Below are 11,510 nucleotides of genomic sequence, written 5' to 3'. Positions count from 1 at the left end.
GGCATAAAGAATCAACTAAAACGTTAAAACCGCCGCCTTTTTTAAGTAAAAGGGGGCGGTTTTTGTTTAACTATGATTAATAAAGATGGAAAAACACAAGGAGAAGATTTAATTTTTTATTAAATTTGCAAACCAAAGGAGGGGTTTTATTGTTGTAGTAATCAGAATACAACCTAAATAGCTCCTTACGGTTAATTTCCGGGAAGTTCCGGTTAAATCAAGTTAATGCATTAGGAGTGTTAATTAGGGAGTGTTAATTTTGTTGCTATGAAGAAGTCAACAATTTGGATATTAGGTATTGTAATGGGGCTTTCCTTCCTTAGCTTGCTGTATTTGCAGGTAAGTTATATAGAGGAAATGATGAAAACCCGTAAGGAACAGTTTGATTCGGCTGTACGCAATAGCCTGGATCAGGTTTCCAAGGATGTGGAATATGCAGAGACCAGACGTTGGTTGATCGAAGATATTTCAGAAGCAGAAAGAAAAGCGCTGATTGCGAATAATGCTTCCATACAACAAGACAACTTGATTCAGCAAACGCAGCGGTTTACAGTGAAGTCTAAGGATGGAAAAGTATATTCGGATTTTGAGCTGAAAGTGATGACCACTAAGCCCTCCGAGCTTCCGAAGGCTATGATTTCTCCTTACAGGGGGACAAAGACCATTCCGGAAACTTCGCGTTCATTAGTGGAAGCCATCAAGAATCGGTATATGTATCAACGGGCATTACTCGATGAAGTGGCCTGGCAGATGATTTACCGGGGAAGTGACAAGTCGATTGGAGACAGAGTACGGTTTAAAGAACTGGATGACTATCTGAAATCGAGCTTATATAATAATAGTATAGATTTGCCTTATCACTTTACGGTGATCGACAAAGACGGAAGGGAAGTCTACCGTTGTGCGGATTATGAGGCAAAGGGAAGTGAAGACGCTTATCAGCAGGCATTGTTCAAGAATGACCCGCCTGCCAAAATGAGTATCTTGAAAGTGCACTTTCCGGGGAAGAAAGATTATATCTTTGACTCCATCAGTTTCATGATTCCGTCGCTGATATTTACACTGGTATTGTTAGTGACATTCATCTTTACGATTTATATCGTATTCCGGCAAAAGAAACTGACGGAAATGAAGAATGATTTTATCAATAATATGACGCACGAATTTAAAACACCGATATCTACCATTTCATTAGCAGCCCAGATGTTGAAAGATCCCGCGGTGGGGAAATCGCCGCAGATGTTCCAGCATATATCGGGAGTGATTAATGATGAAACCAAGCGCTTGCGCTTCCAGGTGGAAAAGGTGCTCCAGATGTCGATGTTTGAGCGTCAGAAGGCAACTTTGAAGATGAAGGAGATTGATGCGAATGACTTAATTGCAGGAGTTGTCAATACCTTTGCGCTGAAAGTGGAACGGTATAATGGTAAGATAACATCGAACCTTGAGGCCACCGATCCTGTTATATTTGCAGACGAGATGCATATCACGAATGTAATCTTTAATCTGATGGATAACGCGGTGAAATATAAGAAACCGGAAGAGGATCTGGAACTGAAAGTGAGAACGTGGAATGAGTCGGGGAAACTGATGATTTCGATACAGGATAACGGTATCGGTATCAAAAAGGAGAACCTGAAAAAGATATTTGAAAAGTTCTATCGTGTACATACGGGTAATCTGCACGATGTGAAGGGCTTTGGACTGGGATTGGCTTATGTGAGAAAAATTATATTGGATCATAAGGGAACCATCCGGGCGGAAAGCGACCTGAACGTGGGAACTAAATTTATTATTGCATTACCTTTATTAAAAAATAATTGATATGGACGAGAAACTGCGTATTTTATTGTGCGAGGATGACGAAAATCTTGGCATGCTTTTAAGAGAATATCTACAGGCAAAAGGTTATTCTGCTGAGTTATATCCTGATGGAGAAGCCGGTTATAAGGCTTTCTTGAAGAATAAATATGACTTGTGCGTGTTTGACGTGATGATGCCTAAAAAAGACGGATTCACACTGGCACAGGATGTCCGTGCAGCAAATGCTGAAATTCCTATTATCTTCCTGACGGCCAAAACGCTGAAAGAAGATATCCTGGAAGGCTTTAAAATCGGTGCGGATGATTATATCACCAAACCGTTTAGTATGGAAGAATTGACATTCAGAATTGAAGCAATCTTGAGACGTGTTCGTGGAAAGAAGAACAAAGAAAGCAATATCTATAAGATTGGTAAGTTTACTTTCGACACACAGAAACAAATTCTGTCGTCAGAAGGCAAACAAACTAAGCTGACTACCAAAGAGTCTGAACTGCTCGGATTGCTTTGCGCACATGCCAATGAGATTTTGCAACGTGACTTCGCTCTGAAAACAATCTGGATTGACGATAACTATTTCAATGCCCGTAGTATGGACGTGTATATCACGAAACTACGTAAGCACCTGAAAGAAGACGATTCAATCGAAATTATCAATATTCACGGAAAAGGCTATAAGCTGATTACTCCGGAAGTTGAATCTTAATGATTGCGTTTGAGATAACTCCAAATAAAAAATCCCGGGAACATTCGTTTCCGGGATTTTTTATTGATTTTGCGAAATTAATCAGCGATCTTCTTATTAATAACAATATAAGAAATGAGTCCCAGTACTACAAGTACTACTGAAGTACCCAGGATGGCGTTGTTGTTTACATTTCCTGTAAAGGAACAAGCCAGCAGGATGACTACTCCGACCAAGATTAATATCAATCCTAAGTTCTTTAATAAACCTTTCATGTGTGTGTATTTTAATAGATTATAATATTCCAGTCACAAATTAAAGCATAATTCTTTAACGGGCGAAATTATTTGGATAAAAATTCCATTATAAATGCACGATTTAGTGGATTTTATGATTTGGAGAGAAGTTCTTCTATCTAATCTTTTGTATTGTAGAACACCTTTTTCAGTACCTCCTGTCCAATGCTCAATTCGTCGAGAGTGATACCGTGAAGAGCCTCTTTCAGAGTCTGTCCGGCAATGACACGCGCTTTTTCCTCCAGTTCTTTTCCGTCTTTGGTCAGATGGATCAAGTTGGTGCGGCGGTCTTTTTTATCGGAAATGCGCACAACAAGATGTTGCCGTTCCATATTATCTATCAAACGGGTCATGCTGGGCTTGTCTTTAAAAGTTGCATTACACAACTCTTGTTGCGTCACGCCGTCTTTTTCCCACAGGAAAATGAGTACCGTCCATTGTTCGGGACTGATTTCCAATCCGTTCTGACGGAAGTTACGGTACAGTTTCCGGTTGATTGCCGCAGAAACTTTGCCATTTAATATGGCAAATATAAGTCGAATGTCGAAATTAAATTGCTCTATCATGAAATTATTGTTTAAACAACTTTGCAAAGGTAAGTCTCTTCCCGGATAAATCCTATCTTCGGATACAAAAAAAGATTAAATATTTGTAGTTTAAAATAAAATGTCTAACTTTGCACCCGCATTTAAAATCAAATAATTTATTTATTTAATTAAACGAAGTATGAATCAATACGAAACCGTTTTCATTTTAACTCCCGTTTTATCTGATGTTCAGATGAAGGAAGCGGTAGAAAAATTCAAAGGCGTTCTTCAAGCTGAAGGTGCTGAGATTATTAATGAAGAAAACTGGGGACTGAAGAAATTGGCTTACCCAATTCAGAAAAAGTCTACAGGTTTTTATCAACTGATTGAGTTCAATGCAGATCCTACTGTAATTGACAAGCTGGAAATTAATTTCCGTCGTGATGAACGCGTAATCCGTTTCTTGACTTTCAAGATGGATAAGTATGCTGCTGAATACGCTGCAAAAAGAAGAAGTGTTAAATCAAACAAAAAGGAGGATTAATCATGGCACAACAAGTTCAATCAGAAATCAGATATTTAACTCCGCCGTCAGTAGACGTTAAGAAGAAAAAGTACTGCCGTTTCAAAAAGAGTGGTATTAAGTATATCGACTACAAAGATCCTGAATTCTTGAAGAAATTCTTGAATGAACAAGGAAAAATCCTTCCGCGTCGTATTACAGGTACTTCTTTGAAGTTCCAACGTCGTATCGCGCAGGCTGTGAAGAGAGCTCGTCACTTGGCATTGCTGCCTTATGTAACTGACATGATGAAATAAGAAGGAGGAAAAGTATGGAAATTATATTAAAAGAAGACGTAGTAAACTTGGGTTATAAGAACGATATCGTAAACGTGAAATCCGGATACGGTCGTAATTATCTGATCCCGACTGGAAAAGCTATCATCGCTTCTCCTTCTGCAAAGAAAATGTTGGCTGAAGAACTGAAACAGCGCGCTCACAAACTTGAGAAAATCAAGAAAGATGCTGAAGCTATGGCTGCTAAGTTGGAAGGCGTTTCTTTGACTATCGCAACTAAAGTTAGCTCAACCGGTACTATCTTCGGTTCTGTTGGTAACATCCAGATTGCTGAAGCATTGTCTAAACTGGGTCATGAAGTTGACAGAAAGATCATCGTTGTAAAAGACGCTGTGAAAGAAGTTGGTAGCTACAAGGCTATCGTTAAGCTTCACAAGGAGGTTTCGGTAGAAATTCCTTTCGAGGTAGTTGCTGAATAAGAGCAAATTTACTTCATATATGAAAAGCGATTTGTTCTGAACGAATAAATCGCTTTTTTTTGTTATCTTTGCTATTACTATTATGAAATTCAACTATTGTTTTCTAAAGAAGAGGTTTTTGCTTCTGCTGATTGCTTTGGGAATTGGCAGTGTTCTTTATGCAAATAATGAGTTGAAACTATTGACTGATTCTTTGCGTAGAGTGATAGATGAAAAACACGTCTTTGTTAAAGAGAAAGAGGATCGGATAAACCGGATAAAATGTATGTTGAGAAGTCCCGGTTTGACTCTTGAAGGAGAATATAGAATCAATCTACGGTTATATAATGAATATAAAAAGTTTCATATTGATTCAGCCATCCATTATGTTGATCGCAATATTGAGATTTCCCGCCAGTTGAATAGACCTTATTTCACCAACCAGTCGTCTTTACATCTTAGCCTTTTATATTCGATGTGTGGCAGGTTCCGCGAAGCGAGATTATTTTGAAAAGTATAAAGACTTCAGAACTTCCCAGAGATTTATTAATAAACTATTATCAAACTTATTCCAGCTTTTGGGGACACTATTCGATTTCTGTCGCCAATAATCTGTATGGCAAGCAGCAGGCTGCTTACCAGGATTCGTTGTTTGCCCTCATTGACCACACTTCTTGGGATTATCGAATGTCCCAGGCTTCTTATTATATTTGGCGTGATACGCTGAAATCGAAAGAAATTTATAAAGAACTGCTGGAGATTGAGGAAGTGGGGACGCCCAATTATGCTATGATAACTCATTCATATTCTAGGTTATGTCACCATCAGAAAAAGTATGATGAAGAAAAAAAATATTTGATGTTGTCGGCAATAGCCGATACCCGGAATGCTACGCGGGAAAATGCATCCCTGCAATCTCTTGCATTGATAGCTTATGATGAACAGAATTTAGCTGATGCCTTTAAATTTACACAGTCCGCTATCGATGACGTTATATCTTCCGGTATTCATTTCCGGGCCATCGAAATTTATAAATTCAATTCTATTATTAATACAGCTTATCAGGCGGAGCAGGCCAGATCACGGTCGCATCTGACTACTTTTCTTATTTCTACAAGTATTATCCTTTTTCTTTTAGTCCTGTTGGTGCTTTTCATCTATATTCAAATGAAAAAGACGTTGAAAATAAAACAGGCATTGGCACAGAGTAATGAGGAGCTTTTGCGATTGAACAACAAGCTGAATAGCATGAACAGCCAGCTGAATGATACAAATAATCAGTTGTGTGAAATTAATAGTATAAAAGAGTATTACATAGCCGAATTCTTTGATGTCTGTTTTAGTTATATCCATAAAATGGAGAAATATCAGAATATGCTGTATAAAATAGCTATTAATAAATACTATGATGAACTGATTAAGAAGCTAAAATCATCTGCGCTTATTGATGAAGAGCTTGGCGCTTTATACACTCGTTTTGATAAGGTCTTTCTGGGTTTGTATCCCACCTTTGTATCTGATTTTAACGCTCTGTTGAAAGATGAAGAGAAAATTATTTTAAAACCGGACGCTTTATTGAATAGAGAACTTCGTATTTATGCTTTATTACGCTTGGGTATTACGGATAGTGGAAAGATAGCGAACTTTCTCCGTTGCTCTACAAGTACGGTTTATAATTATCGTACGAAGATGAGAAATAAAGCAGCCGTCGACAGGGATGAATTTGAGAATGAAATTATGAAAATTAGTTCAACACAAGAGATATAATTATTATTTTAACATTATAATACTTTCCAAATCATCTACATTTTTTTGATGTGTCAAGTTATCTAAGTTGTTGATTAATAGTAAAAAGAGCAGATTTTATATCTACATAAAGTAGTGTAAGTCAAATAAGCCGTTATTTATTTGGCTAGATTTGCAATATCAGTTTTTAGCTCATCAGTTTGGTAGTTAGAAGTTGATGTTTTATCTATTATTTGTACTTAAATTCACTATGTTTAATTATGAACACGCAATCTTCAGTAGACACGAGAATTAAAGTTGGAATTATCGGTTTTGGTAGGATGGGAAGATTCTACTGGGAAGCGATGACTAAAAGTGATCGGTGGAATATTGCTTATATTTGTGATACCGATCCGGCATCACGTCAGTTGGCTAAAAAGCTTTCCCCTAACTCTATTATAGTAGAAGATAATCAAAAGATTTTTGAGGATGAAAGTGTGCAGGTAGTCGGGCTTTTCACTTTGGCTGACTCGCGGATGGAACAAATAGAAAAAGCTATTCGTTACGGCAAACACATTATTTCAGAAAAACCAGTTGCAGATACAATGGAAAATGAGTGGAAAGTTGTAGAAATGACAGAAAACACAAATCTCATTTCTACGGTAAATCTGTATCTGCGAAATTCCTGGTATCATAATTTAATGAAGGAATATATCCAGCAAGGGGAAATCGGAGAGCTGGCTATTATTCGTATTTGTCACATGACTCCCGGCTTGGCACCAGGTGAAGGTCATGAGTATGAGGGACCTGCTTTCCATGATTGTGGAATGCACTACGTAGATATTACCCGTTGGTATGCAGGATGTGATTATAGAACATGGAATGCCCAGGGAGTGAATATGTGGAACTACAAAGATCCTTGGTGGGTGCAATGTCACGGAACTTTTCAAAATGGGGTCGTTTTTGATATTACCCAAGGATTTGTTTATGGGCAATTATCTAAAGACCAGACACATAATTCGTATGTAGATATTATAGGTACAAAAGGGGTTGTGCGTATGACGCATGACTTCAATACTGCTGTTGTCGACCTACACGGTGTCAATCAGACCATCCGTGTAGAGAAACCTTTCGGCGGCAAGAATATAGACGTGTTGTGTGACCTGTTTGCTGATTCGGTAGAAACCGGAAAACGCAGTTCACGATTACCGCTAATGCGCGATTCGGCTATTGCATCCGAATATGCATGGACATTCTTGAAAGATACCCGCAAACACGATTTGCCCGCTATTGGTAATTTGCGCACTTTGGAGCAAATACGCGAACGAAGAAAAAACATGAAAAATGGATATGGATTGTTGCACGGCAACCTTCCAAAGATTATTAACCCTTAAACAAATAAAATCATGTCAAACATTTCGAGGAGAAAATTTCTCAAAACGGGAGCCGCTGCTTTAGCAGGTATAACCATTGCTCCCAGTACAATTTTAGGTATGAGTCACGGGCATATTTCGCCTACTGATAAACTGAATCTTGCAGCTGTGGGTATTGGTGGCATGGGACATGCCAACATTAATCACGTAAAGGGCACTGAAAATATTGTGGCTCTTTGTGATGTGGATTGGAAGTACGCAAAAGGCGTGTTCGACGAATTCCCCAAGGCTAAAAAATACTGGGACTATCGTAAGATGTATGATGAAATGGGTAAATCTATCGACGGTGTGATTATCGCAACTGCCGACCATACTCATGCTATTATCACTGCTGATGCAATGACAATGGGAAAACATGTATATTGTCAGAAACCATTGACCCACTCTGTTTATGAATCTCGTTTGTTGACAAAACTGGCTGCATCAACGGGCGTGGTTACCCAAATGGGTAATCAGGGGGCATCGGATGAAGGTACGGATTTAGTATGTGAATGGATTTGGAATGGTGAAATCGGTGACGTAACGAAAGTTGAATGTGCAACAGACCGTCCTATTTGGCCTCAAGGATTGAATGTTCCTGAAAAGGTTGATAAAATTCCTAGCACATTGAATTGGGATTTATTCACAGGTCCTGCTAAAATGAATCCTTATAATGCTATTTACCATCCTTGGAACTGGCGTGGATGGTGGGATTACGGAACAGGTGCATTGGGTGATATGGCTTGTCATATTTTGCATCAGCCGTTTAAAGCATTGAAATTGCAGTATCCTACCAAAGTGGAAGGTTCATCGACATTATTGTTGAATGCTTGTGCTCCACAGGCACAACACGTGAAAATGATTTTCCCTGCTCGTGAAAATATGCCGAAAGTAGCTATGCCTGAAGTGGAAATACATTGGTATGATGGCGGTATGATGCCAGAACGTCCGAAAGGATTCCCAGAAGGAAAACAACTGATGCAGAGCGGTGGTGGTTTGACTATTTTCCACGGAACAAAAGATACATTGATTTGCGGATGTTATGGACAGAATCCTTGGTTGCTTTCAGGTCGTAAACCAAATGCACCGAAGGTTTGCCGTCGTGTTCCTAAAGCAATGAATGGTGGTCACGAAATGGATTGGGTACGTGCATGTAAAGAAGATAAATCTAATCGTATCATGACTAAATCTGACTTCTCAGAAGCCGGACCTATGAATGAAATGGTAGCAATGGGTGTATTGGCTATTCGTTTGCAAGCTCTGAATAAGACTCTTGAGTGGGATGGAGCTAACATGTGTTTTACAAATATCGGTGATAACGAAACCATTCGTACTGTTATCAAAGACGGATTCAAGATTCATAATGGTCATCCTACATTTGATAAGACATGGACAGATCCGATCAATGCAAAACAGTTTGCGGCTGAATTAGTGAAACATAATTATCGTGAAGGCTGGAGACTGCTGATATGCCAAGATAAAAGTAGATTAAAAATTAAAGATTAAAAATTAAATAGTTGATATCATGAAAAAAGTATTTTATCCATTAGCTTGTTGTTGTCTTGCTGCAGGCGTTTTCGCTTCTTGCGGTGGTCAGAAGAAAGCAAATGCTCCGGAAGAGCAAAAAGTTGCGTTGACTTACTCTAAATCATTGAAAGCGGCAGAAACAGATAGCTTGAATTTGCCTGTTGATGAAAATGGTTATATCACAATCTTTGATGGCGAAACATTTAACGGATGGCGTGGTTATGGAAAAGACCGTGTTCCTTCTAAATGGACAATTGAAGACGGTTGTATCAAATTCAACGGTTCTGGTGGCGGTGAAGCTCAAGACGGTGATGGTGGTGACCTGATTTTTGCTCACAAGTTTAAAAACTTCGAACTGGAGATGGAGTGGAAGGTTTCTAAAGGTGGTAACTCCGGTATTTTCTATTTAGCTCAGGAAGTTACATCGAAAGATAAAGACGGTAATGATGTGCTTGAACCTATTTATATTTCCGCACCTGAATATCAGGTATTGGACAATGCCAATCATCCGGATGCAAAATTGGGTAAGGACAACAATCGTCAGTCAGCTTCTTTGTATGACATGATTCCGGCAGTTCCTCAAAACTCTAAACCGTTTGGCGAATGGAACAAGGCTAAGATTATGGTTTATAAAGGTACAGTTGTTCACGGACAAAACGATGAAAACGTACTTGAATATCATTTGTGGACAAAACAATGGACTGATATGTTGCAAGCAAGTAAGTTCAGTGAAGAAAAATGGCCTTTGGCATTTGAATTGCTGAATAATTGCGGTGGCGAAAATCACGAAGGTTTCATTGGTTTGCAAGATCACGGTGACGATGTTTGGTTCCGCAACATCCGCGTGAAAGTTTTGGACTAATCGAATAGCAATAAAGAAAGGCACGGGTTACGTGTATTTCACGTTTTTTTTGAATGGCGATTGCCATGGAGTAACCGTGAAGTCTGTGTAATCCGTGCCTGTTTTTTCTATGTAAACCTGAATAATTGTAACCCACTAATATCTATTATATGAAAACTAGAATTTATATCTGTGCATTGGCTGCTCTTTTTATTATTCCACTGGCAGTAACGGCACAAACCAAGAAAAAAGCTAAAAAAGAAGTAGCAATTCAGCTCTATTCTGTCAGAGATATATTAAACAAGGTAGACAACAAAAATGGTAAGTGTGACCCCACTTATACTGCTCTTCTGAAGAAATTGGCAAACATGGGATATACCGGTGTTGAAGCAGCCAATTATAACAACGGTAAATTTTATGACCGTACTCCCCAACAATTTAAGAAAGATGTCGAATCGGCAGGATTAAAAGTCTTGTCTTCACATTGTACAAGACAATTGTCTAAAGAAGAATTGGCTTCCGGCGACTATTCAAAGTCACTTGAATGGTGGGATCAATGTATTGCCGATCACAAAGCTGCCGGTATGAAATATATTGTAGCTCCGTGGATGGATGTACCTAAGACACTCAAGGATTTAGAAACATATTGTGCATATTATAATGAAATAGGCAAGCGTTGCAAACAACAAGGTTTGTCGTTCGGATATCACAATCACGCTCATGAATTTCAGAAGGTAGAAGATAAAGTGATGTATGATTATATGTTAGAACATACGAATCCTGAATATGTTTTCTTCCAGATGGACCTTTATTGGGTAGTTCGCGGACAAAACAGTCCTGTTGATTATTTTAATAAATATCCCGGTCGCTTCCAGATATTCCATGTGAAAGATCACAGAGAGATTGGACAAAGTGGAATGGTCGGTTTTGATGCTATCTTTAAGAATGCAAAAACTGCAGGCGTTAATTATCTCGTTGCTGAAATCGAAAAGTATAGTGTTCCGGTAGAGGAAAGTGTAGAAGAAAGTCTGGATTATTTATTGAACGCTCCCTTTGTGAAAAGTTCATACGCTAAATAACGTGTGGCTTGCTAAAATAAAGGCATAAAAAAAAGTCTGTGCATGCTTTCGCATGGCAGACTTTCAATTCTCTCTAGCTGTTTCTGAATTATTCAGCTACAGTTTCAGTTGCAGTGCTATCAGCATTCAAAGAATCTGCTGCTGCGGCTGCTGCTTGTTCAGCTTCAAGAGCTGCTGCTTCTACTGCTGCGATTGAGTCAGCGATACGGATAGAATCTGCAGTTGCTTTTGCTGCGTCAGCTGCTTTGTTACCACATGATGCGAATGATACTGCTACGATAGCTACGGCCATCAAAACTAATTTTTTCATTTTCTTTGCTTTTTAAAAACGTAATACAATC

General features: G+C 38.7%; 12 protein-coding genes and 1 pseudogene. 10 read left to right on the top strand and 3 right to left on the bottom strand.

Annotated elements, in window-relative coordinates; all coding sequences use genetic code 11:
• Positions 1-267 precede the first annotated feature (267 nt).
• Together DXA05_RS03115 and DXA05_RS03110 are read left to right on the top strand one after the other, a co-directional pair.
• Entirely contained in the window at positions 268-1,824 is a 1,557-nt protein-coding gene (locus tag DXA05_RS03115) for a HAMP domain-containing sensor histidine kinase (protein WP_008025014.1), read from the top strand.
• A 1-nt stretch (position 1,825) separates the two neighbouring features.
• The gene (locus DXA05_RS03110; RefSeq protein ID WP_004299326.1) at positions 1,826-2,527 is read left to right on the top strand and encodes a response regulator transcription factor; all 702 of its coding nucleotides are present in this window, start codon (positions 1,826-1,828) and stop codon (positions 2,525-2,527) included.
• Positions 2,528-2,604: 77 nt separating this feature from the next.
• Here DXA05_RS03110 and DXA05_RS26400 read toward each other — a convergent pair whose 3' ends face one another.
• Positions 2,605-2,781: a hypothetical protein gene (locus tag DXA05_RS26400; RefSeq protein WP_004299327.1), complete on the bottom strand. Its 177-nt coding sequence runs from the start codon at positions 2,779-2,781 to the stop codon at positions 2,605-2,607.
• A 140-nt stretch (positions 2,782-2,921) separates the two neighbouring features.
• A complete protein-coding gene (locus DXA05_RS03105; RefSeq protein WP_004299328.1) occupies positions 2,922-3,368 on the bottom strand; it encodes a MarR family transcriptional regulator in 447 nt (148 codons plus the stop codon).
• 160 nt (positions 3,369-3,528) lie between these two features.
• On the opposite strand from DXA05_RS03105, the gene rpsF reads away from it, so the two are divergent.
• From rpsF to DXA05_RS03065, 8 genes and pseudogenes are all read left to right on the top strand, one after another.
• Positions 3,529-3,873 carry a 30S ribosomal protein S6 gene (gene rpsF, locus DXA05_RS03100; RefSeq protein ID WP_004299329.1) on the top strand — a complete coding sequence of 115 codons (345 nt, stop codon included), beginning with the start codon at positions 3,529-3,531 and terminating at the stop codon, positions 3,871-3,873.
• A 2-nt stretch (positions 3,874-3,875) separates the two neighbouring features.
• Positions 3,876-4,148 carry a 30S ribosomal protein S18 gene (rpsR, locus tag DXA05_RS03095; RefSeq protein WP_004307964.1) on the top strand — a complete coding sequence of 91 codons (273 nt, stop codon included), beginning with the start codon at positions 3,876-3,878 and terminating at the stop codon, positions 4,146-4,148.
• A gap of 14 nt (positions 4,149-4,162) precedes the next feature.
• Entirely contained in the window at positions 4,163-4,606 is a 444-nt protein-coding gene (rplI, locus tag DXA05_RS03090; RefSeq protein ID WP_004307965.1) for a 50S ribosomal protein L9, read from the top strand.
• An 82-nt stretch (positions 4,607-4,688) separates the two neighbouring features.
• Positions 4,689-6,352 (top strand): annotated as a pseudogene (locus DXA05_RS03085) (DUF6377 domain-containing protein).
• A gap of 239 nt (positions 6,353-6,591) precedes the next feature.
• A complete protein-coding gene (locus tag DXA05_RS03080; protein WP_004299332.1) occupies positions 6,592-7,704 on the top strand; it encodes a Gfo/Idh/MocA family oxidoreductase in 1,113 nt (370 codons plus the stop codon).
• Between the two features lie 12 nt (positions 7,705-7,716).
• On the top strand, positions 7,717-9,228 hold the full coding sequence (locus DXA05_RS03075) for a Gfo/Idh/MocA family oxidoreductase (RefSeq protein ID WP_128858781.1): 1,512 nt from the start codon (positions 7,717-7,719) through the stop codon (positions 9,226-9,228).
• 19 nt (positions 9,229-9,247) lie between these two features.
• Positions 9,248-10,111 (top strand): DUF1080 domain-containing protein, encoded by an 864-nt coding sequence (locus tag DXA05_RS03070; protein ID WP_004316253.1) that lies wholly within the window; start codon positions 9,248-9,250, stop codon positions 10,109-10,111.
• A gap of 149 nt (positions 10,112-10,260) precedes the next feature.
• Complete coding sequence (locus DXA05_RS03065; protein WP_087317230.1) at positions 10,261-11,169, top strand: sugar phosphate isomerase/epimerase; 909 nt, start codon at positions 10,261-10,263, stop codon at positions 11,167-11,169.
• A gap of 88 nt (positions 11,170-11,257) precedes the next feature.
• Here the strand turns inward: DXA05_RS03065 and DXA05_RS03060 are convergent, their stop codons facing one another.
• On the bottom strand, positions 11,258-11,479 hold the full coding sequence (locus DXA05_RS03060) for a hypothetical protein (RefSeq protein WP_004306615.1): 222 nt from the start codon (positions 11,477-11,479) through the stop codon (positions 11,258-11,260).
• Between the last annotated feature and the right edge of the window lie 31 nt (positions 11,480-11,510).

Source organism: Bacteroides sp. AM54-2NS (genome assembly GCF_003602935.1).
Classification (GTDB): Bacteria; Bacteroidota; Bacteroidia; order Bacteroidales; family Bacteroidaceae; genus Bacteroides; species Bacteroides xylanisolvens.
This window is presented reverse-complemented; position numbering and strand designations above follow the sequence as displayed.

Coding starts and splice junctions, on each gene's coding strand:
- DXA05_RS03115 (WP_008025014.1), top strand. CDS start 268: ATGAAGAAGTCAACAATTTGGATATTAGGTATTGTAATGGGGCTTTCC.
- DXA05_RS03110 (WP_004299326.1), top strand. CDS start 1,826: ATGGACGAGAAACTGCGTATTTTATTGTGCGAGGATGACGAAAATCTT.
- DXA05_RS26400 (WP_004299327.1), bottom strand. CDS start 2,781: ATGAAAGGTTTATTAAAGAACTTAGGATTGATATTAATCTTGGTCGGA.
- DXA05_RS03105 (WP_004299328.1), bottom strand. CDS start 3,368: ATGATAGAGCAATTTAATTTCGACATTCGACTTATATTTGCCATATTA.
- rpsF (WP_004299329.1), top strand. CDS start 3,529: ATGAATCAATACGAAACCGTTTTCATTTTAACTCCCGTTTTATCTGAT.
- rpsR (WP_004307964.1), top strand. CDS start 3,876: ATGGCACAACAAGTTCAATCAGAAATCAGATATTTAACTCCGCCGTCA.
- rplI (WP_004307965.1), top strand. CDS start 4,163: ATGGAAATTATATTAAAAGAAGACGTAGTAAACTTGGGTTATAAGAAC.
- DXA05_RS03080 (WP_004299332.1), top strand. CDS start 6,592: ATGAACACGCAATCTTCAGTAGACACGAGAATTAAAGTTGGAATTATC.
- DXA05_RS03075 (WP_128858781.1), top strand. CDS start 7,717: ATGTCAAACATTTCGAGGAGAAAATTTCTCAAAACGGGAGCCGCTGCT.
- DXA05_RS03070 (WP_004316253.1), top strand. CDS start 9,248: ATGAAAAAAGTATTTTATCCATTAGCTTGTTGTTGTCTTGCTGCAGGC.
- DXA05_RS03065 (WP_087317230.1), top strand. CDS start 10,261: ATGAAAACTAGAATTTATATCTGTGCATTGGCTGCTCTTTTTATTATT.
- DXA05_RS03060 (WP_004306615.1), bottom strand. CDS start 11,479: ATGAAAAAATTAGTTTTGATGGCCGTAGCTATCGTAGCAGTATCATTC.